General features: G+C 68.6%; 19 protein-coding genes. 9 read left to right on the plus strand and 10 right to left on the minus strand.

The annotated features are described in order from the left end of the window. Together ACSBP4_RS12875 and ACSBP4_RS12880 are read right to left on the minus strand one after the other, a co-directional pair. Positions 1-374: hypothetical protein (locus tag ACSBP4_RS12875; protein ID WP_435552443.1), on the minus strand; the 374-nt coding region annotated here is incomplete at its 3' end. Positions 375-439: 65 nt separating this feature from the next. Then, positions 440-1,855 (minus strand): PQQ-binding-like beta-propeller repeat protein, encoded by a 1,416-nt coding sequence (locus tag ACSBP4_RS12880; RefSeq protein ID WP_435552444.1) that lies wholly within the window; start codon positions 1,853-1,855, stop codon positions 440-442. A 183-nt stretch (positions 1,856-2,038) separates the two neighbouring features. Here ACSBP4_RS12880 and leuS point away from each other — a divergent pair, with 183 nt between their 5' ends. From leuS to ACSBP4_RS12910, 6 genes are all read left to right on the plus strand, one after another. Then, positions 2,039-4,726, plus strand: coding sequence for a leucine--tRNA ligase (gene leuS / locus ACSBP4_RS12885; RefSeq protein WP_435552445.1), 2,688 nt, complete (start codon positions 2,039-2,041; stop codon positions 4,724-4,726). Positions 4,727-4,834: 108 nt separating this feature from the next. Further along, a complete protein-coding gene (locus ACSBP4_RS12890; protein WP_049964663.1) occupies positions 4,835-5,128 on the plus strand; it encodes a HalOD1 output domain-containing protein in 294 nt (97 codons plus the stop codon). A 299-nt stretch (positions 5,129-5,427) separates the two neighbouring features. After that, the gene (locus ACSBP4_RS12895) at positions 5,428-6,033 is read left to right on the plus strand and encodes a DUF420 domain-containing protein (RefSeq protein ID WP_435552446.1); all 606 of its coding nucleotides are present in this window, start codon (positions 5,428-5,430) and stop codon (positions 6,031-6,033) included. A gap of 67 nt (positions 6,034-6,100) precedes the next feature. After that, entirely contained in the window at positions 6,101-7,000 is a 900-nt protein-coding gene (locus ACSBP4_RS12900) for a thiamine-phosphate synthase family protein (protein ID WP_049964664.1), read from the plus strand. 9 nt (positions 7,001-7,009) lie between these two features. Next, positions 7,010-7,735, plus strand: coding sequence for a class I SAM-dependent methyltransferase (locus tag ACSBP4_RS12905; RefSeq protein WP_049964665.1), 726 nt, complete (start codon positions 7,010-7,012; stop codon positions 7,733-7,735). An 81-nt stretch (positions 7,736-7,816) separates the two neighbouring features. Next, positions 7,817-8,197: a hypothetical protein gene (locus tag ACSBP4_RS12910; protein WP_435552447.1), complete on the plus strand. Its 381-nt coding sequence runs from the start codon at positions 7,817-7,819 to the stop codon at positions 8,195-8,197. 12 nt (positions 8,198-8,209) lie between these two features. Here the strand turns inward: ACSBP4_RS12910 and ACSBP4_RS12915 are convergent, their stop codons facing one another. The 6 genes from ACSBP4_RS12915 to ACSBP4_RS12940 form a co-directional block, all read right to left on the minus strand. Continuing rightward, positions 8,210-9,562, minus strand: coding sequence for an arylsulfotransferase family protein (locus ACSBP4_RS12915; RefSeq protein WP_435552514.1), 1,353 nt, complete (start codon positions 9,560-9,562; stop codon positions 8,210-8,212). A gap of 286 nt (positions 9,563-9,848) precedes the next feature. Next, positions 9,849-10,259 (minus strand): acyl-CoA thioesterase, encoded by a 411-nt coding sequence (locus ACSBP4_RS12920; protein WP_049964667.1) that lies wholly within the window; start codon positions 10,257-10,259, stop codon positions 9,849-9,851. Positions 10,260-10,345: 86 nt separating this feature from the next. Next, positions 10,346-11,110: a DUF7001 family protein gene (locus tag ACSBP4_RS12925; RefSeq protein ID WP_435552448.1), complete on the minus strand. Its 765-nt coding sequence runs from the start codon at positions 11,108-11,110 to the stop codon at positions 10,346-10,348. A 12-nt stretch (positions 11,111-11,122) separates the two neighbouring features. Further along, on the minus strand, positions 11,123-12,052 hold the full coding sequence (locus ACSBP4_RS12930) for a sulfide-dependent adenosine diphosphate thiazole synthase (protein ID WP_006649226.1): 930 nt from the start codon (positions 12,050-12,052) through the stop codon (positions 11,123-11,125). Between the two features lie 175 nt (positions 12,053-12,227). Continuing rightward, positions 12,228-13,715, minus strand: coding sequence for an MATE family efflux transporter (locus tag ACSBP4_RS12935; protein WP_435552449.1), 1,488 nt, complete (start codon positions 13,713-13,715; stop codon positions 12,228-12,230). 162 nt (positions 13,716-13,877) lie between these two features. Beyond that, entirely contained in the window at positions 13,878-14,117 is a 240-nt protein-coding gene (locus tag ACSBP4_RS12940) for a hypothetical protein (protein ID WP_006649228.1), read from the minus strand. Between the two features lie 295 nt (positions 14,118-14,412). On the opposite strand from ACSBP4_RS12940, the gene ACSBP4_RS12945 reads away from it, so the two are divergent. Beyond that, on the plus strand, positions 14,413-16,893 hold the full coding sequence (locus ACSBP4_RS12945) for a DNA topoisomerase I (protein WP_435552450.1): 2,481 nt from the start codon (positions 14,413-14,415) through the stop codon (positions 16,891-16,893). A 230-nt stretch (positions 16,894-17,123) separates the two neighbouring features. Here the strand turns inward: ACSBP4_RS12945 and ACSBP4_RS12950 are convergent, their stop codons facing one another. Then, on the minus strand, positions 17,124-17,744 hold the full coding sequence (locus tag ACSBP4_RS12950) for a TlpA family protein disulfide reductase (RefSeq protein WP_006649230.1): 621 nt from the start codon (positions 17,742-17,744) through the stop codon (positions 17,124-17,126). 177 nt (positions 17,745-17,921) lie between these two features. Between ACSBP4_RS12950 and ACSBP4_RS12955 the strand changes: the two genes are divergently transcribed. After that, a complete protein-coding gene (locus tag ACSBP4_RS12955) occupies positions 17,922-18,545 on the plus strand; it encodes a class I SAM-dependent methyltransferase (protein WP_435552451.1) in 624 nt (207 codons plus the stop codon). 60 nt (positions 18,546-18,605) lie between these two features. Here the strand turns inward: ACSBP4_RS12955 and ACSBP4_RS12960 are convergent, their stop codons facing one another. Continuing rightward, positions 18,606-19,226 (minus strand): TlpA family protein disulfide reductase, encoded by a 621-nt coding sequence (locus ACSBP4_RS12960; protein ID WP_435552452.1) that lies wholly within the window; start codon positions 19,224-19,226, stop codon positions 18,606-18,608. Positions 19,227-19,573: 347 nt separating this feature from the next. Here ACSBP4_RS12960 and ACSBP4_RS12965 point away from each other — a divergent pair, with 347 nt between their 5' ends. Continuing rightward, on the plus strand, positions 19,574-20,254 hold the full coding sequence (locus tag ACSBP4_RS12965; protein WP_006649233.1) for a LysE family translocator: 681 nt from the start codon (positions 19,574-19,576) through the stop codon (positions 20,252-20,254). The last annotated feature ends 61 nt before the right edge of the window (positions 20,255-20,315 follow it).

Consider the following 20,315-nt stretch of genomic DNA (forward strand, 5'->3'; position numbering starts at 1 on the left):
GGCGGTCCCGGACCGTCGCCGGCCGGCGGCCCGCGGTCGTCCTCCGGTGGTCCGCGGTCGTCGTCAGTCGGCGCTTCGGGGTCCCCCTCGCCCGCTCGATCCCGATCCGCCATGCCGGGCTCGTCCCCCTCGCCGGTCGTGTCGACGCGTTCGAGCGGCCGATCGGACCGGTCGCCGGCCGCCGTCTCGTTCGCATCGGTCGCGTTCCCGGCGGCCGCCGACAGCTCGTCGATCGAACCCTCGCCGCTCGTCGGCCCCGCCGGCTGCAGGCTCGGTGCCAGTGCGAGAGCGGTCACGGCGACCGCGAGCAGGACGACGGCGACGGTTCCGAGCAGCGTCGCCGTCGAGGGCCGGTCGACTCGAGGCTGCGGCATTCGGTTCGTCGGTAGGTTCGCTCACTGCTTTGTTACGCGCAGCCAACACCGCTGCTCGAGGGGCCTCAGTCCCCGGCCGTTCGCTCGAGTCGTCGCGCGAGCAGCGACGCCGCTCCGCCGACGCCGGCGAGCCCGGCCCCGATACCGAAACCGGGGACGCCATCGTCGGAACCGCCCGTTCCGCCACCGCCGTCCGCCCCGCCGCCGGTCCCCCACTCGAGATCGCCGTGGTGACCGAGCGTTCCCAGCAGCACGCGGGAACCGTCGCTCGAGCCCTCGAGGCCGGCCTCGAGGGCGTAGACGTGGCCGTCCCAGCCGCCAACGTAGACCGTCCCGTCGACGACCGTCGGCGACGAGTCGACGCGATCGTCGGTCTCGTAGGCCCAGCGCTCGTCCCCGGAGTCGGCCGCGAGCGCGTAGACGGTCCCGTCGTCGCTACCGACGAGGACGGTATCGTCGGCGACCGTCGGCGATGATCGGACCTCGCCGTCTGTCTCGTGGGTCCACGCCGTCTCGCCCGAGTCCGCGCCGAGCGCGTAGACGGTCCCGTCGTCACTGCCGACGTAGACCGTGCCGTCGGCGACCGTCGGCGTCGATCCGACGACGCCACCTGTGTCGAACGTCCAGCGCTCCTCGCCCGCGTTCGCGTCGATCGCGTGGACCCGGGTATCGGCTCCCCCGACGTAGACCGTTTCCTCGGCCACCGTCGCGGACGAGGCCACGGAGCTGGTGACCTCGTACCGCCAGACTTCGTCGCCGCCGGCCGCCGTCAGGGCGTAGACGTAGCCGTCCCAGCTACCGACGTAGACCGTCCCGTCGACGACCGTCGGCGACGCCGAAATCGGCCGCTCGGCCTCGTACATCCAGACCTCGTCGCCGCCGTCCGCCGTCAGGGCGTAGACGGTGGCGTCGTTACAGCCGACGTAGACCGTGCCGTCCACGACCGACGGCGAGGAGAGGACCTTCGAGCCGGCCTCGTAGCTCCAGCGCTGCTCGCCGGAGGCCGCGTCGATCGCGTAGACGGTACTCGCCTCGTCGCTGCCGACGTAGACCGTGCCGTCCACGACCGCCGGCGTCGGATACAGCACGTCGCCGCCGGACCGGACGACACCGGTGTCGAACGTCCACTCCTGCTCGCCCGATTCGGCGTCGATCGTGTACAGGACGCCGTCCCCGCTGACGGCGTAGGCGGTCCCGTCGACGACCGTCGGCGAGGAGCGGACGTCCCGCCCAGTGTCGAACGCCCAGCGGACCCGATCGTCGTCGCTCGGCTCGTCGGGCTCGCCCGAGACCGGTCCCTCCTCTTCGCTCTCGCTGGTCTCTTGAATCGTCGCCCGGCGTGTTCGAACCGCGGCGCTCGCCGCCGACGAGTGCGCCGCCGTCCCGACGAGCCCCACACCGGCCGTCCGCAGGACGGTTCGCCTGTCGATCCGCGATCGGTCCGCTCGAGTCCGCCGGTTCGCATCGTCCCCCTCTGTCATGGCCAAACATATGTAACAGATCCTGATAAACGGCCTGTTCGACAGGAGTGAGACGGATCGCGTTCGATCGCCGATCAGCAAGAACCCGTCGGCCCCGCGGGGTGCCGGACCCACGGACCGGCGGCACGGCCGAACAATGATATGGGCGGCCCACCCAGTGGGAGTCAACGGATCTCGCCGACCATGACGAGTCATTACGATCACGCGCAGGTGCAGGAGTTTTGGCAGTACGTCTGGGAACGCGACGACGTCTACGAACTCGACGACGACGCCGTCGACCCGACGTACGTCCTCGGGATGTTCCCCTACACGTCGGGGACGCTTCACATGGGACACGTCCGTAACTACGCGATCACGGACGCCTACGCCCGCTATCGGCGAATGTGCGGCGACGACGTCCTCCACCCGATGGGGTGGGACGCGTTCGGCCTCCCCGCGGAGAACGCCGCCTTCGAGCGCAAGACCGACCCCCGCTCGTGGACCGAGGCCTGCATCCGGCGCATGCGCGAGGAACTCGAGACGATGGGCTTTGGCTACGACTGGTCGCGCGAGATCACCACCTGCGAGCCCGACTACTATCGGTGGAACCAGTGGCTGTTCGAACGCTTCTACGAGGAGGACCTCGTCGAGTACGAGGCGGCGGCGGTCAACTGGTGTCCGGACTGCGAAACGGTGCTGGCCGACGCGCAGGTCAGCGAAACCGACGGTGATCGGGTCTGCTGGCGTTGTGAGACGCCCGTCGGTCGGCGGGAACTCGACCAGTGGTTCTTCACGATCACCGACTACGCCGAGGAACTCCACGAGGGGCTCGACGACCTCGAGGGCTGGCCCGAGGGGGTCCGCGAGATCCAGCGAAACTGGATCGGCCGACAGGAGGGAACAAGGATCACGTTCGACGTGTCCCGCGACGGGGGCAGCGACGACGACCGCGGTGACGCTAGTAACGCCGGCACCGTCGACGTGTTCAGCACCCGCCCCGAAACGATCCACGGTGCGACCTACCTCGCGGTCTCGCCCGGCCACGACCTCACCCGGGAGCTGGCCGAGACCGACGACGCCGTCGCCGAGTACGTCGACACCGCCCGCACCCGTGACCCCGACGAGGTCGGGTTCGACGGCGTCGAGACCGACGCGACCGCCGTCCATCCCCTGACCGGCGAGGAACTGCCGGTCTACGTCGCCGGCTACGTCCTCGAGGACGTCGGGACCGGGGCCGTGATGGGCGTCCCCGCACACAACGAGCGCGATCACACCTTCGCCGACGAACACGACCTGCCGATCGAGCGCGTGATCCGACCCGCGGACGACGACATCGACGTCGAAACGGCGGCCTACACCGGCGAGGGCGTCCTCGAGGGAAGCGGCGAGTACGACGGCATGGAGAGCGAGGCCGCCCGCGAGCGGATCGTCGCGGAGAACGACGCCCTCGAGGCCGACGTCACCTACCGGCTGCGCGATTGGCTAATCTCCCGGCAGCGCTACTGGGGGACGCCGATCCCGATCGTTCACTGCGACGACTGCGGCCCCGTCACGGTGCCCGAGGACGAACTCCCGGTCGAACTCCCCGAGTTCGTCCGGACGACCGGCAACCCCCTGGACGCCGCCGAGGAGTGGAAGCAGACGACGTGTCCGGACTGCGGCGCGCCGGCCGAGCGCGAGACCGACACGATGGACACCTTCGTCGACTCCTCGTGGTACTACCTGCGATTCCTCTCGCCCGACCTCGCGGACGCGCCCTTCGACGTCGACCGCGCCGACGACTGGCTCCCCGTCGACGTCTACGTCGGCGGCGACGAACACGCCGTCTTGCACCTGCTCTACACCCGCTTTTTCACGAAGGCGCTTGCCGATCTCGGACTGCTCGAGGAACGCGAGCCCATTCGGGAACTCAAGAGTCAGGGGACGGTCCTGTACGACGGCGAGAAGATGTCCAGTTCGAAAGGCAACGTCGTCGTCCCCGAGGAGTACGGCGCGGAGACGACCCGGCTGTTCGTCCTCTCGGCAGCCCACCCCGAACAGGACTTCGAGTGGACCGCCAACAACGTCCGCGGGGCCTACGACCTCCAGCAGACCCTCTACGGGATGGCCGCGGACTTCGTCGACGAGGGCGACACTCGCATTGAGCGTCGGGCCCACGACGACTACGTGTCACGGGAGATCGACCGAACCATCGCGGCGGCGACCGAGGAGTACGAACGATTCCGATTCCATCGGGCCGCCACCGAGATTCGGGAACTCGCCCGACTGCTCCGGCGCTACCGCGAGTACGACCGTCCCAACGGCGCGGTCCACCGACGCGGCCTGCTGACCCTGGCCGCGCTGATCGCGCCGATGGCCCCCCACCTCGGCGAGGAGTGTTGGAACAAGCTCCGCGGCGAGGGGCTGGTCGTCGAGGCCGACTGGCCCGAACCCGACGGCAACGTCGCGGCCTACCAGCGAGAACGCCAGCTCGTCGACCGCACCCTCGAGGACGTCCGGGACATCGTCGACGTCGCCGACATCGACGAGCCCGACCGGATCGAACTCGTCGTCGCCGCCGACTGGAAGTACCGGGCCGCCGAACTGGTCGCCGACGCCGCCGGCGACGGGATCGACGTCGACGAAATCGTCGACCGACTCTTCGACCACGGCGCGCTCGAGATCGACGCCGACCGGGATCAGGTCGCGGCGTTCGTCGGCCGACTCACGGGCCGCGACGGCGGGGACGGCGAGGACGTGCTGCCGGCCGACCGCGAACTGGCCGTCCTCGAGCGCGCCGACTGGCTCGTCACCGACGAGTTCGGCGCGACCGTCGCCGTTCGACAGGCCGGCGCCGACGACGACCTCGCGGCCAAGGCCCGGCCGGGCAAACCCGCGATCCGCATCGAGTGATCGGGGCAGCGACGACGGTCAGCCGCCCAGTGGTCGGACCGCAGTGAGTGGGTGGCCCGGCGATCGAGAGGTAGTTTTATTCCATCGGCATCGGAAGCCCCGGACACGATGGTGGAGGGTGGCGATACCGTTGGCGAACCGTCGAACCGGCCGCCGAGTCAGGCGGTGATCGAAGCCGTCGCCGAGGCCGAAGGCGTCCAACCGGAGGGGCTCGCCCCGCCGGCGTACGAACCGCTGCATGCCGTCGTCGATCCGACGGCGCTCGACGGACTCTTCGCTGCCCGGTCGGACGGCAGGGGCCGACCGAGCGGCACCGTCTCGTTTCGGTTCTGTGGCTACGACGTGACCGTCGATCGGGACGGGCTGGTCACGCTCGAGGAGGCGGTCGAGCCGGCCGACTGAACGGCCCGCCGGACCCTGATCGGCGTCTCGGAACAGTGGCTTTCTCCGCGCCCACAACACCGGCCTCCGGCCGCTCGAGTGGCGGGGCTGGTGACACCGAGCGCTCCCGCTTCGAACTGCGGCCGCTGGTCCGCGAGCGGCGCAACCGGCTGCCGTTCGAGCGTGACTGAAACCGGTGCGATGGCGGACGAGTAGACGGGCGAGAGACGGCTCGGCCGACTCGAGCGAACGACGTTGCGTTTCGGACGCGGTCTGCTGGAACAGCAAGGGTGAAAGGGTGGTACTCCTAACGTCCGGCAATGGCAACCGCTGACGCGAGACGGCGACTCCGGGAGCGGCCGAAGGGCGCGACGATCGTCCTGACCATCGTCGGCTACGCGCTGGTCCTCGGGACTTTCCTGCTGGACGTGCCGATCTACCCCGACCTGACGAACGCACAGGTCAACCTGCTCTCGCACGTCATCGCGGGGATCAACACGACCGCGACCGTCGTCCTGACGCTCGGGTGGTACTGGATCCGCAACGGCGAGGTCGAGAAACACCGGCTGGCGATGGTCTCCGGGTTCGTCCTGATCCTGGGCTTTCTGGTCGTCTACCTGCTGAAGGTCGGCGGCGGCGGGACCAAGGAGTTCGTCGGTCCCGACCTCGTCTACTACCCCTACCTCATCATGCTCGCGATCCACATCATCCTCTCGATCGTCTCGGTCCCCGTGGTCCTCTACGCCCTGATCCTCGGGTTGACCCACACGCCCGCGGAACTCCGGCGGACGGCCCACGCCCGGATCGGGCGGATCGCCGCCGCCGCGTGGATCCTGAGCCTGTTCCTCGGGGTCGTCACCTACGTCCTGCTCAACCACGTCTTCGACTACGAGTTCGCGGCGATGCTCGTCCCGGTGCTGTTCTGACCGACGGGACCACCGTCCCGCAGGACCCACAAGTTATCCCCGCGCCCGTCCTACCCTCGAGCAACGAATGCAATTCGTCGAAGAAATCGTCGTGGACGAGTTTCTGCCCACCGTCCGCTCGCTGCTTGCCGGCGATCTCCGCGATCGCGGACTCACCCAGAGCGAGGTGGCCGCGGTCCTCGGCATCAGCCAGAGCGCCGTCTCGAAGTACGCCCACGGCGACGTGACCGTCAACGACCGTATCGCCGACGACGAGCGCGTCCAGTCCCTCGTCGACGAACTCGGCAGCGGACTGGCCGGCGGCGAAACCTCGCCGGTCCAGGCTCTGATCGAACTCGAGGTCCTGATCCGCGAGCTGGAGAGCGGCGGCGACCTCCTCGCGCAACTCCACGAAGAGGCCGTCCCGGAACTGGCCGACCACGGCTCGAGCTTTCGGGTCCACGACCCCGAGAGCGAACTGCGCTCGAGCGAGCGGGTCCTCTCCTCGCTGCGCCGGGGGCTGCGGGTCCTCGAGACGACGAGCGGCTTTACCGGGCTGATCCCCGCGGTCGGCTCGAACCTCGTCGCCTGTACGCCCGACGCCGAAGGAGTCGACGACGTGGCCGGCGTCCCGGGCCGGATCTTCGACGTGAAGGGGCGGGCGACCGTCCCCGCCGACCCCGAGTTCGGCGTCTCAGAACACGTCGCGCGCGTGCTGCTGGCCGCCCGCCGCCACGGGGCCGCCGTCGCGGCCGGGATCAACGTCACGTACGATCCGGAACTGATCGATGAGTTGGCCCAGCGGGGCCACGTCGCCGCCGAGTTCGACGAATCCGGCGACGTGGCCTCGAGCGTCGGCGCGGCGATCGAGGAGGAACCCGAAGCGACCGTCCTCTACCAGACCGGCGGGATGGGGATCGAGCCGCTGATCTACGTCCTCGGATCGGACGCGGAGTCGGTCGCGGACACGATCCGATCGCTGGTCTGAGCGTCCACGATGTCCGAATCCGCACAGGAGTTCTACGGCCGCTGGGCCCGCCTCTACGACCTGATCGCACGCGAGACGCCGGGGATCGCCCGTCTCCGGCGACGAGCGGCCGCTGCCTGCCGCCTCGAGCCCGGCGACACCGTCGTCGAGATGGGCTGTGGCACCGGCGCGAACCTCCCCCATCTGCGCGAACAGGTGGGTTCCGAGGGGACCGTGATCGGGATCGATTTCACCCGACCGGTCCTCGAGCGGGCACGCGCCGCCACCGCCGAGTATGACAACGTCCACGTCCTGCAGGGGGACGCGACCGAGCCGCCGGTCGGGCTCGAGGCGGCGCGGTCGGTCTCGAACGGAGCCGATAGTGCGGTCGGCGAGGCCGTCGCGGCCGGTGGCGTCGACGCCGTCCTCGCCACGTTCGTCGTCGGTATGCTCGCGGACCCGGCAGGCGCGGTCGACGACTGGTGTGGGCTGGTCGGGCCCGGGGGGCACGTCGTCCTCGCGAACGCCGCCCGGAGCGACGAGTGGTACGCCCCGCCGGTCAACGCCGTCTTCCGGGCGATCGTCGTCCTCTCGACGCCGCCGACGACGCGGCTGCGCTACGACGACTCGCCTCACCTGCGCCTCGACGCGAAGATCGACGCTGCCCACGAGCGACTCCGGGAGCGGGCGGTCGCCGTCGCGGACGAAACCCACCTGTTCGGCGTCGTTCGGCTGACCGGCGGTCGGGTAGCGTAGGCGAGCCACAAGAGGGGATGCCTCATAGAGACTGTCGACGTGCAGGCAAACGCATAGCCTCCCGCTCGAGAACGGTCACCTATGGCGACCGTTGCAAACGTCCTCTCGTCGATTTTCAACACGATCCCGGAGCTACACTCCGGGCAGTTGGGGCTGCTCTCGGGGGTTCTCGTCGGGATCCTCTACTGGCACGGCCACCACCGCTCGTCGCTGGCCGCCCTCTCGGGGTTCTACCTGCTGGCGATCGGCGTCGTGCCCGCATCGACGCGGGGGCTCGCGGTAGTCCAGTCCAAGCCGTGGTACTTCTGCTCGCTGCTGCTCGCCACCGCCGTCTGTGCGATCGCCGGCCGCGTCCTCTGGACGTGGCTCCCGTTCCGACACGGCGTCTCGCGCTCGAGCGGCGTCGAGAACCGGTCCGAAGTCGCACCCTCGGGTCGGGCGGACGGCAATGGCCGCCGCTGACGGCCGCGACGGTCACTCGCGGTCGCGAGCGACAGGGGATCTGAATCCGATCCCGGCGTCGCGGAGTCGCCACCGGGCCTCGAGCGCGGCCCAGCAAAACCCCGTCAGGACGCCGCCGGCGATGGCGACGGCCTCGGTCTTGCCGACCCAGACCGGGGCGACGAAGAGCAACGCGTTGGTGACCCGGTGTGGGAGGACCGACTCGACGAGACCGCCGAGGAACTCGAGCGGTCGGAACCCGGGCTCCCCGTTACCGCCGCCGGCGGCCGTCCGTGACTCGAGCCCGAGCGACCGGGCGCTGTGCCCGCCGGCGCTCTCGGCTCCCGTCTCGAGGCGTTCGGCGTCGTAGGCCAATGTCGATTCGACCTGCCAGACGATCGCGCCGCTCTCGTTGACTTCCAACACACGGTTGCCGTGGGTATCGGTGATCAGCGTGTTGCCGTTGGGCAGTCGGTCGGCATCACGGGGCCACTGCATCCGGTCATCTTCCCACTGCCAGGTCCGGGTCCACGCGCCGTTCTCGCGCTGAAACTCCTGAACGCGGCCGTTTTCCGAGTCCGCGACGACGATCGCGGGGCCGCCCCGATGCTCGGGAATGTAGTCGGGGTTGTGCTGCTCGTGGAGGATATCGTACTCGTTCTCGCTGCCCAGCGTCCAGTCCTCGAGCAAGCCCTCGTCCCGGTCGAGGAAGACGACCTGGTCCTGATTGCGGACGCTGACCATGATCCGGCCCGCCATCCGACCGTCCTCGACGTACTCGACGTCGTTGATGTGGGTCCAGTCGTTGGGGAAGGAGTGGCCGCTCTCGAGGTCGAACGCGCTCTGGGCGTCCCAGAGCCACTCGACGATCTCCGTCTCGGTGTCGACGACGAAGACCTGATCCGCGATGATGTCGGCGACGACGACGTGGTTCTCGTCGATGCGATCGGCGTCGTGCCACTCGCCGGCGTTCTCCGCGTGGTCGTAGCGTTCGTAGACGACCTCGACCTCGCCGGTGGTGAGGTTCGCCCGCTCGATGACGTTGCGGGCACACGGCGGGTCGCCACAGGTCGGCCCGGCCGTGTGGATCGTGTCGGTCGCGGTGTACTCGACCGTCAGGGGCTGCCCCTCGACGGGGTCGACGTCGAAGTACTTCGTCCGCGAGTTGTTGTAGTAGACGACCTCGCCGTCGGGTGCGTAGGCGGTGATCGTCCCCGCCCGTCCCGACTCGGTGACGACCGTGTGGTTCTCCGTCGGCGGGGCCTCTGGGACGGCGTCGGCGGACCCTGTCGAGAGGCCCCCCGACGCCGCGCTGGCGACGACGACTGCCGAGACGAGAAGCAACACAGCGAAGAGCGCACGGAGCCGGGTCCGCGTGATCCCCACTCGAACGCGGGCGATACCCGACCGGACCCGACCGCGAGACTGTGATCCGTCACCCACGGTTCGGTCCCCCTCGAGCCGGACGCGACTCGTCCGGCACGGTTCCGTCGCGGTCCTGTCCCGAGTGACGGTGATCGGCGAGTCGCGTCATCGAACCCGTATCGGACTCGGCCACACCCGAACGGAAAACCGTACCCGTGCGATTGCAACCCCTGAGAGTTCCGGTCGCCGGACTGCTTCGTTCGGACCGACGCCAGCGGCTGGCTCGAGCGCGACGCAGAGTCGCCGATTACGCTGCGGCCTCGAGCCCTTCGTACGCCCGGATCCGGTCGGCGATCCCGTCCGGGATGGGGCTCGGTCGCTCCGTCTCGGGATCGACGTGGACGATGGTCGTCTCGGCGGTCGCCGCGATATCGCCGTCGACCCGGATCTCGTAGCGCATCGTACAGCTCGTCTCACCCAGTCGCGAGACCGACAGCGCGACCGTCGGCTCGTCGCCCATTCTGATCGGCCGCTCGTAGGAGATCTCGAGGTTCGCGATGACGAAGGAGATGTCCTCGGAGTGCAGTTCGGCGACGTCTCTGAGGTAGTCGGTCCGGGCCGCCTCGAGGTAGCTGGCGTAGACGGCGTGATTGACGTGATTCAGCGGGTCGAGATCGCGATAGCGAACGGGAACGTCGACGGTAAACTCCGCACTCATTGTACGTTGTCGAAGCGGACTGGATCAAAAATACGTACCGGTTACGGCTCCGCCCGTCCGCGAGACGGCGACGCGGGCGGTCGATCTCACGGCCCGTACAGTCGCGCGTGGTCGTCACAGAACGCCGGCTCGCGAAGGTGGGCCGCGAGCAGATCCGCCTGATAGTGGGCGTTGAACAGGCGACAGCCCTCGCGGTCGCAAAACGCCTCGCCGGTCTCGAGGTAGTGATACCCCTGTAACACCGTCCCTTTCAGCACGTCGGTAGTCCGGGGATCGTCCGCGATCAGGAACTCGCCGTCGACCTGGTTCTCGAGGACCTCCCGCGGCGGCGTATCGCCCGAGAGCAGGGCGTGGCGCTGTTTCTCTTTGTAGTAGGACTCGGGCTTAGCGGGGGCCTCGTAGAGGCCGGGTACCGAGACCAGCGCCGGCTGGCCGAGGACGGTCACGCGCTTGTGCCAGCGGCCGTCGTGGTCGCCCCAGGTGCCGATCGCCCGGTCGAGGATCGGGACGTGCAGCGTCTCGAGGCCGCGTTCGGCCGCGGGCAGCGCGGCGTTGAGCGCGCGCTGGACCTGCACGCCGTCGTAGAGGACCCCGCCCTCGCGTTCGGGATTCTCGAGGGCACGTTCCTCGTAGCGGATCGTCCCCAGCATCGTGGTGCCCGTCTCGCGCTCATAGGGCGAGGGGACCCGCGCCTCGGCGAACCGCTCCGCGAGGTCGTCCGTGCGGTGGACGTCGAGGAACCGGTCCCGGACGGCCACGTCGGCGTCGACCCGCGTGGCCAGCCAGTCGGCGACCGCGTCGACGTCTGCGACGGTCGACGGCGCTCGATAGCAGATGATACGCTCGACCATGTGGGGCCGCGATCAGTCGTCCGCGGGCGTCGCACGCGAGGTCAGTTCGACGGGGTCGGCGTCGACCCCGAGTTCGTCGAGCGCTTCCTGAGCGGCGCGTTTCCCGGAGACGAGCATGGCACCGAAGGTCGGGCCCATCCGCGGGAGGCCGTAGGTCGTCGCGGTCGCCATCCCGGTGGCGATCAGGCCGTCGTGGACGAGGCCGGTGTGTTCGACGACGGCGTCCTCGGACTTGCCGACCCACATCGAGTCGTGGCCCGGCGAGTCGTGGCCCGGTGCGCCGTAGGAGTCGTCGCCGGTCTGGTCCATGCCGGTCGCCGATTCCGCGGCGTCGCCGATGCCCGGCGCGTCGAGGACGCCGCGCTCGTCGAGTTTCTTGACCGCCATCGCGTCGTGGCCGGTCGCGTCGATGACGAGGTCGGCCTCGACGGCGATCGGATCGACGCAGGTGATCTCGCGGGGCAGGGCATGCACCGGCGTCCAGTTCATCACGATGCCGCCGACGCGGTGGTCCTCGCGGATGACGATGTCCGTGAACTCGGTCATGTTCTGCATCTTCGCGCCGGCGTCGCAGGCGGCCTTGATCAGGCCCGAACAGGCCTCGGGGCCGTTCGCGACGTAGAGCCCTTCGCTGTCCTGAGACTCCTTGAAGTCGACGTCGAGATCCGCGAGGATCTCCTGTGCGGGGTCCCGTACCGTGACCTTGTTCATCAGGAAGCCGCCGAGCCAGAAGCCGCCCCCGAGGTAGTTGTTCTTCTCGACGACCATCGTCTGGACGCCGCGCTCGGAGAGTTCCTTCGCCGCGGTCAGCCCCGAGGGACCGCCGCCGACGATGATGACGTCCGAGTCCGAGAAGTCCATGAACTCCTCGGTCCACTCCTGTCCGATCGCGCGGGTGACATCGGCTTCACCGACCTGACTGAACTGCTCGAATTCGCTCATACAACTAGGTGGTATGACCTGGTAGTAAAAAGTCTATCGCAGCCGATGCCCGAACGTGATCGGCGGTCGTGAGCGGTCCGCGGACGGCTCCGTCCGTGTGAGTGCGTCAGCACGGTCGAACGCGGCTCCGGCCTCGAGTCGCATCAGAAGCGGGTGAGAACCGAGACGGTCCGTCTCAGTCGTCGACGAACCCGGCGTCGTCCTCGTCGCCGGTCGGCCGTTCGTCCGGCGACCGGCGCCGCTTGGGACGGTCGTCGATGACGCCCTCGGTCCAGGTCCCCCGACGGAACCAGACCACGGCGACGACGAACGAACCGACCATCCCGGCGACCATCGCCCACCAGGTCCCCTCGGGACCCCAGCCTAGCCCGGCGATCTCGAGGCCGGTTTCGGGGATCGGTACGGACCAGGCGAACGCGAGAACGACCACCAGCGGGAACCGAAGGACCCACCGCGAGAGGATCGAGAGGACCATCGCCGTACGAGTATCGCCGGCCCCGCGGAACGCACCCTGGATGACCATGACACCGGCGTAAGGGGCCCAGAAGAGGGCCGTAATCCGCAGGAAGACCACGCCCTCGGCGATCACGGCGGAATCGGTGATGAAGGCCCTCATCGCGGTCGCCGGAAACACAAACAGGACGGCCGCGACGGCGAAGATACAGACCGTCGTCGCGGCGGTGGCCGTCCGCGTGACCGCGACGGCCCGCTCGGGTGCCCCCGCACCGAGGTTCTGTCCGACGCCGGCCGCGGTCGCCTGCCCGACGGCCCCGGCCACGGCCCACGTCACCGACATGAGTCGAACCCCGATCCCGAACGCCGCCGTGGGCGCGGCCCCGAACCGGGCGACGAACCCGGCCAACGCGACCGCCGCGAAACTCCGGGCCCAGCCATCGAGCGTGGCCGGATAGCCGACGTCGAGTAGCCGTTTCAGGAGGGCGACGTCGGGTGTGAGATCGCCGAGTCGGAGCCGAACGCCGAACCGACCGTCCAGCAGGACGGCGATCCCGGCGGCAGTGGCGAGCCCGCGCGAGACGAAGGTCGCGATGGCCGCGCCTCGCGTCCCCATCGCCGGGAACGGCCCCCAGCCGAGGACCAGGAACGGATCGAAGACGACGTTGAGCCCGGCCGAAACGAAGACGAGCCACATCGCCGTCTTCGTGTCGCCCGCCCCCTGCAGCGAGGCCCGAAAGGCAAAGAAGAGGAACGTAAACGGCAGTGCCAGGAAGATCACCTCGATATACGCGAGCGCCTCGACGAACACCGGCCCGCGAGCGCCGATCAACTCGAGCAGCGGCCGCCGGGCGGCGAACCCGAGACCGGCGAGGACCGACGAGACGGAGAGCGTGAGCAGGATCGTCTGGGCGACGACGCGATCGGCGATTCGTTCGTCGCCCGCACCGACGTACTGGGAGACCAGCGCGATGGTCGCAGCGGTGATCCCCATCGCGGTCGAGACGAACAGCCACGAGAGGGGAAACATCAGCGAGACGGCGGCGACGGCGTCGCTGCTCACGCGGCCGACCCAGAACATATCGGCCAGGTTGTAGACGGTCTGGAGGAGGTTTCCCAGGACCAGCGGCCACGCGAGTCGGAGGAGCTTCGGGGAAATCGCCCCCGTCGTCATGTCGACGCGCTTTCGCTCGGGGTCCGTCGCTGCCACGAGGTCTCGTGTGTGAATCTCAGCCAGGCATGATAAAAAGGATTGGCCCACGGGAGCCGTTGCCGGTTCCGGTACCGACGGCGCTCGGCCGCTTCTGGCGATGATTCCGAACCGCTCGCGGATCACAGACCCAGTCGATCGGTTAGTTCTATCGAGACGTCGTCAGTCCAACCTGCCTCCACCGGGTCGCCGCGATAGGGTGTCGATCCCCGGCAACCGGTTGACGACGCGCCGCCGACGGGCACCGGTCGAAAGCGCCACCGGAACGGCGACGAGCAGAACCACGGTAAGGGCGAGCCCGATCGAGACGAGGCCGACGAAGGAGGCGACGAAGACGAACGCGACGAGCGCGCCGCCGACCAAGCGCCAGGCGCGATCGAATCCACCGAGAGTGTGTTTCATTTCAGTATTCTCCGCGTGAGTTCACGCGATCTCCTCTATGACTCGAGCGAAGATGAGCCATCTGGTAACATTCCACATGATGTTCGCTCGAGCGAGCCGTCCCCGCTGCCGGTGCGCTGCGCAGTTATCTTTCGTCATCCCCACGCGCCTGCGCGACGCCCGACCGCACGCACACCCGCGCTGTCCCTCGGTTTTCGGCGAAAGCGTTATCAGATCCTCAGTCGTACCGAGCGACGATGACCGACACTCGTCCGCGACGAGCGCGACCGGACGGCCGAGCCGGAGGTGAGCCGCGGTGGAGCTGATAATCACCGAGAAGGACAACGCGGCCCGCCGGATCGCCGACATCCTCTCCGGCGGCACCTACGACTCGAGCCGGGAGAACGGCGTCAACGTCTACGAGTGGGGCGGCAAGCGCTGCGTTGGGCTGTCGGGCCACGTCGTCGGCGTCGACTTCCCGTCGGAGTACTCCGACTGGCGCGACGTCGAGCCGGTCGAACTGATCGATGCCGACGTCGAGAAGACGGCGACGAAGGAGAACATTGTCGCGACGCTGCGGCTGTTGACCCGTCGCGCGGAGCGCGTGACGATCGCGACCGACTACGACCGCGAGGGCGAACTGATCGGCAAGGAGGCCTACGACATCGTCCGGGAGGTCGACGAGGACGTTCCCATTCGTCGGGTGCGGTTCTCCTCGATCACCGAAAACGAGGTCCAGAACGCCTTCGACGAGCCCGACGACCTCGACTTCGACCTCGCGGCCGCGGGCGAGGCCCGCCAGATCATCGACCTGATCTGGGGGGCCGCGCTCACGCGCTTTCTCTCCCTGTCGGCGGGCCAATTGGGCGACGACTTCATCTCCGTCGGCCGGGTCCAGTCGCCGACGCTGAAGCTGATCGTCGACCGCGAGCGCGAGATCGAGGCGTTCGATCCCGAGGACTACTGGGAGCTGTTCGCGGACCTACGAAAGGACGAGACGAGCTTCGAGTCCCAGTACTTTTACCGCGACGAGGACGGCAACGAGGCCGAGCGCGTCCGGGAGGAGGATATCGCGGACGAGGTCTACGAAACGCTGTCCGACCGCGAGAGCGCGACCGTCGTCGACGTCAACCGTCGGACCCGCACCGACACGCCCCCAGAGCCGTTCAACACCACCCAGTTCATCCGGGCGGCCGGTGCCATCGGCTACTCGGCCAAGCGCGCGATGTCGATCGCCGAGGACCTCTACACCGCCGGCTACATCACGTACCCGCGGACCGACAACACCGTCTACCCCGACGATCTAGACCCCGAGGACCTCCTCGACGAGTTCGTCACTCACTCGACGCTCGGGGATTCGGCCGAATCGCTGCTCGAGGCCGACGAGATCACCCCCACGGAAGGCGACGAGGAGACGACCGACCACCCGCCCATCCATCCGACGGGCGAGATCCCCTCGCGGGGCGACGTCTCCGACGACGAGTGGGAGATCTTCGAACTCGTCGTCCGGCGGTTCTACGCGACCGTCGCCGACGCCGCCGAGTGGGAACACCTCAAGGTCGTCGCCGATGTCGACGACTACCGGCTCAAGGCCAACGGCAAGCGGCTGGTCGAGCCCGGCTACCACGACGTCTATCCGTACTTCTCGACGACGGAGAACTTCGTCCCCGACGTCGACGAGGGCGAGGAACTGGCGCTCTCCGACGTCGAACTCGAGGCCAAACAGACCCAGCCGCCCCGACGCTACGGCCAGTCGCGGCTCATCGAGACCATGGAGGACATGGGGATCGGAACGAAGAGTACTAGACATAACACTTTAGAGAAATTATACGATCGCGGATATATAGAAAACGATCCGCCGCGGCCGACCAAGCTCGCGATGGCCGTCGTCGACGCGGCCGAGAACTACGCCGACCGCGTCGTCAGCGAGGAGATGACCGCCCAGCTCGAGGCCGACATGGACGCCATCGCCAACGGCGAGGCGACGCTCGACGACGTGACCGACGAGTCCCGGGAAATGCTCGAGGAGATCTTCGAGAACCTCGCCGAGTCGCGCGAGGAGATCGGCGATCACCTCCGGAAGTCGCTGAAAGACGACAAGCGACTCGGCCCCTGTCCGGAGTGTGGCGAAGACCTGCTCGTCCGCCGGAGCCGTCACGGCTCGTACTTCATCGGCTGCGACGGCTATCCCGACTGCGAGAACACGCTGCCGCTGCCCTCGACGGGCAAGCCGCTGATCCTCGAGGAGGAGTGCGAGGAACACGGCCTGAACGAGGTCAAGATGCTCGCGGGCCGGCAGACGTTCGTCCACGGCTGTCCGCTCTGTAAGGCCGAAGACGCCGGCGAAGGGCCGGTGCTGGGTGAGTGTCCCGAGTGCGGTGAAGAACACGGCGGCGAGTTGGCTATCAAAACGCTCCAGAACGGCTCGCGACTCGTCGGCTGTACGCGCTATCCCGACTGCGAGTACTCGCTGCCGCTGCCCCGCCGCGGCGAGATCGAGGTCACCGACGAGTACTGCGACGACCACGACCTGCCCGAACTCGTCGTCCACAGCGGCGACGACCCCTGGGAGCTGGGCTGTCCCATCTGTAACTATCAGGAGTTCCAGGCCCGCGAGAGCGACTCCGGCTCCGATCTCGAGGCGCTGGACGGCGTCGGTGCGAAGACCGTCGAGAAACTCGCCGACGCGGGGATCGAGGACCTCGAGGACCTGACCGAGGCCGATCCCGACGCGGTCGCGGACGACGTCGAGGGCGTCAGTGCGGATCGCATCCGGAGCTGGCAGGCGAAGGCCTGACCGACCGTTCACGGCCGGCCGTCCAGGCGAGCCGCTCCGTTGGGTCGGGTTCGTCGGCGGCCCTGTGCCGGTTCGGCACCTCGAACCCGGGGCGCGCTGGCGAGAACGAGTCGGCCGACGGGAGTGGCCGACTCCCCGGGAACCGCCGGCGGTCGAGGCGATGTTGAACGTCGCCCACGCCCTCGAGCGGCGGGCGTGAGAATAGTCACGGTCGACCTGACAGGGGCCGATCAGGCCGTCGCGGATTCGTTCGTTTCGGCCTCGGCGTCGTCGCGCTCCTCGAACGATTCGAACACGTCCTCGACCGCCCCGACGATGTCGTCGCTGGAGCCGACGCCGAGTTTCTCCCAGCGTTTCTTCCCCGTTTCGTCGACGACGATCGTGACCGGGTAGCCGGCGATGCCGTAGTTCGCCGTCAGCGACGACGTCGTATCGCGGCCGACGGCCCAGTTCCCGTCGTGGGTTCGCCACCAGGACCGGAGTTCGTCGTCCGGCATCGAGTCCGCCGACTGGTAGGTAACGGAGAGGACCGTGAGATCATCCCCGTAGTCGTCGACGAGTCGCGACCGAGCCTCGGCGAGGCGCGGCATCTGGGCCTGACACATGCCACAGCCCGTGACGAAGAACTCGACGACCGTGACCCCGTCGTTTGGAACCGTCACGGTCCCGCCGTCGCTGCCGCGAGCGTCGATCGTCTCGACTTCGATCGGCCATTCCGAGCCGTCGTCGCCGTCCGAGTCGGCGGCCGGTTCGTCGGTCCCGAACGACGGGAGGCCAGCGAGGACAACGCCGGTTCCGCCCGCGAGGACGCCGATACTGCCGACGCCCGCGAGCAGTTCACGCCGTCTCATCGCCGACTCACCTCCGCGGCGCGGACGTGCGAGCCGGTGGCGGGGATCGCCGGTCGGGTTCGATAGGCCGTCATACGTCCCAGTACGTACGCGAGACTGAAAGAAGACACTGGTCCGAACGTCGAACACGCCAGCGAGAGGACACGAACTAAGGGACCCGCAGTCGTCGGGACGCTCGTGAACGACGACCGCGAGCGCTGGAACGAGCGCTACGAGAAGCGAGACCGCGAACTCCGCGACGATCCGGTGGGAGTCCTCGAGCGCCGGATCGAGACGCTTCCCGACGGTCGTGCGCTAGACGTGGCGACCGGCAGTGGGCGAAACGCGCTCTTTCTGGCCGAGCGCGGCTACGACGTCGACGCCGTCGACATCGCTGATGAGGCCATCGAGACGGCACGCGAGCGGGCCGACGAGCGCGGTCTCGACGTCGACTGGACCCGGGCCGACCTGGCCGAGTTCGATCCGGAACCGGGCCGATACGACCTGATCGTCGTGAGCTACTTCGCCGCCCTCGAGTACCTCCCGGATCTCAAGGAGGCGCTTGCGGCCGGCGGCGTCCTCGTCTCCGAACACCACCTCCGCTCGAGCGACCCGGTCGCGGGCCCCTCGACCGACCGCTATCGGTACCGCTCGAACGACCTGCTGCGGGCGTGTCTCGACCTGACGGTCCTCTCGTATACCGAGCGGCAGCGGTCGACCGACGACGGGGAGCCGGTCGCGGTCGCGACGCTGGTCGCCAGACGCTCGAGCGGCGGGACGCAGTCGTATCCGTTGGTCCCGGACGACGGGCTCGAGCCGTAACGCGGGAATCGACCGCTCGAGTGGCTCGGCGCGACCGACGGGAGTCCGAGCGGGCGGCGATCAGCCGTCGGTCCGGTTGCCTGCGCTTTCGTTACCGCCGTCCGAGCCGCCGGCGTCCGCCTCGAGGGTGTCACGGACGGTCGCGGTGACGGTGCCGGGTGAACTCTCGCCGCGGTTGCGCCAGTGGACCGTCCCCGCACTGTCGACGAGGATCGTCGTCGGATAGCCGTCGATGCCGTAGTAGTCGTAGCAGGTCCCGGGCTCGTCACGGCCCAGCCACCAGTTCCCCCCGTTCGCCTCGAACCAGGCGGCCAGTTCGTCGTCGGTCGGCGAGGGGCCGCTGGTCCCGTCGGTCACGGAGAGGAATCGCACGTCCGGATCCGCCCCGCCGACGGCATACCCCCCGCCCTCGAGTCGGGACATGGCCTCGGCGAGCGTCGAGAGAAACCCCCGGCTGGTCGGACACTCGGTCCGGGTGAAGTTACAGAGGAGCGGCCGGCTCGAGTCGGGTACCGTGATCGTCCCGCTCTCGCTGCCCGACGCGTCGAGCGTGGCGATCTCGAAGGGGGGCTCGGTCGGCGCGTCGTCGTCCTCGCCGTCGCCCTCGTCGTCGGGCCCGCTGAGACAGCCGACCAGCGCCGTCGTCGCGGCCGTCGTCGCGAGCAGGTGTCGGCGTTTCATCGCGATCCCGTCTCCCCGTCGCACCGATGCCGGACGGCCGGCCGTCCGACACGAGCGCCGCCGATCGTCCCCATGCTATGAGTTCCCATTCCGACCATACCGCTCGTATGGACGCCCCGCGCAAAGAGTCACTGGTCGCGACAGGTCCGGCGGCGACCCCATCGCCGGTCGCATCCCCGACCGCGCCATCGGCCGTGGTCGCTCTTGAAAGGATTTACACACCGATCGCAACGCTGTTCTGCGGTTCGGGTGCGAATCGACGTTCAAGAGCGACGACAGTATCGGTCCCCACCACGGCCGGTTCGTCGTGTTTTTCACGCCGCGGCTCCCACCCGAAACCGATAGCCGTGATCGAACTCGTCGTGACGGGACTGGCCGGCGTGGTCTTCGGGCTCGCACTCGCGGCCCCGCCGGGACCGATGAACGCGATCATCGCCGAGGAGAGCGTCGTTCGCGGCTGGCCAGCCGGCTTCCGGGCCGGTCTCGGTGCCATGCTGGCCGACGCGGTCTTTTTCGGCCTCACGCTCGCAGGGTTCGTCGCCGTGATCGACCGCGTTTCGATCGTCCGACCCGCGCTCTATCTCGCCGGCGGCGTCCTCATGCTGTACTTCGCGGTCGGTGCGATCCGGGACGCCCGGACCGCGAGTTCGTTTACCGACACCGATCAGGGCGTCTCGAGGGGGTTCCGCAAGACGTTCGTCCTCTCGCTGACCAACCCCTACCAGATCGGCTTCTGGCTCACCGTCGGCGTCGGCCTGCTCGAGCCCGGGACGCTCGACGTGCTGGCGTACGTGCCGGCCGTCGGGGAGCTGCTCGAGGGGGCCCTCGTCGTCCGGACCGGCTCACCCGCGCTCTTGCTCGGGTTCTTCGGCGGGATCGGTTGCTGGATCGTGGGCTACCCGGCGGCACTGGTCGGGGCCGGACGACGCGTCGACACGTTTGCACCCCTCGTCGCGGCGGGCAGCGCCGTCGTCCTCGCGGGGTTCGGACTCGCCTTCCTGGGACTGGGAACGGTACAGTTCGTCTGAGCCGCGGACGCTACGGGAAACGGCTCGGATCATCCAACTCCCCCGCGGGCTAACACCTGCG

This window comes from Natrinema sp. CGMCC1.2065 (assembly GCF_051225675.1).
Taxonomy (GTDB): domain Archaea; phylum Halobacteriota; class Halobacteria; order Halobacteriales; family Natrialbaceae; genus Natrinema; species Natrinema thermotolerans.

Bases quoted from the DNA above. Each gene is read 5' to 3' on its own strand.
- ACSBP4_RS12905 (WP_049964665.1), top strand. From the start codon at position 7,010: ATGTCCGAATCCGCACAGGAGTTCTACGGCCGCTGGGCCCGCCTCTAC.
- ACSBP4_RS12940 (WP_006649228.1), bottom strand. From the start codon at position 14,117: ATGAAACACACTCTCGGTGGATTCGATCGCGCCTGGCGCTTGGTCGGC.
- ACSBP4_RS12960 (WP_435552452.1), bottom strand. From the start codon at position 19,226: ATGAAACGCCGACACCTGCTCGCGACGACGGCCGCGACGACGGCGCTG.
- ACSBP4_RS12910 (WP_435552447.1), top strand. From the start codon at position 7,817: ATGGCGACCGTTGCAAACGTCCTCTCGTCGATTTTCAACACGATCCCG.
- ACSBP4_RS12925 (WP_435552448.1), bottom strand. From the start codon at position 11,110: ATGGTCGAGCGTATCATCTGCTATCGAGCGCCGTCGACCGTCGCAGAC.
- ACSBP4_RS12890 (WP_049964663.1), top strand. From the start codon at position 4,835: ATGGTGGAGGGTGGCGATACCGTTGGCGAACCGTCGAACCGGCCGCCG.
- ACSBP4_RS12880 (WP_435552444.1), bottom strand. From the start codon at position 1,855: ATGACAGAGGGGGACGATGCGAACCGGCGGACTCGAGCGGACCGATCG.
- leuS (WP_435552445.1), top strand. From the start codon at position 2,039: ATGACGAGTCATTACGATCACGCGCAGGTGCAGGAGTTTTGGCAGTAC.
- ACSBP4_RS12895 (WP_435552446.1), top strand. From the start codon at position 5,428: ATGGCAACCGCTGACGCGAGACGGCGACTCCGGGAGCGGCCGAAGGGC.
- ACSBP4_RS12930 (WP_006649226.1), bottom strand. From the start codon at position 12,052: ATGAGCGAATTCGAGCAGTTCAGTCAGGTCGGTGAAGCCGATGTCACC.
- ACSBP4_RS12900 (WP_049964664.1), top strand. From the start codon at position 6,101: ATGCAATTCGTCGAAGAAATCGTCGTGGACGAGTTTCTGCCCACCGTC.
- ACSBP4_RS12920 (WP_049964667.1), bottom strand. From the start codon at position 10,259: ATGAGTGCGGAGTTTACCGTCGACGTTCCCGTTCGCTATCGCGATCTC.
- ACSBP4_RS12950 (WP_006649230.1), bottom strand. From the start codon at position 17,744: ATGAGACGGCGTGAACTGCTCGCGGGCGTCGGCAGTATCGGCGTCCTC.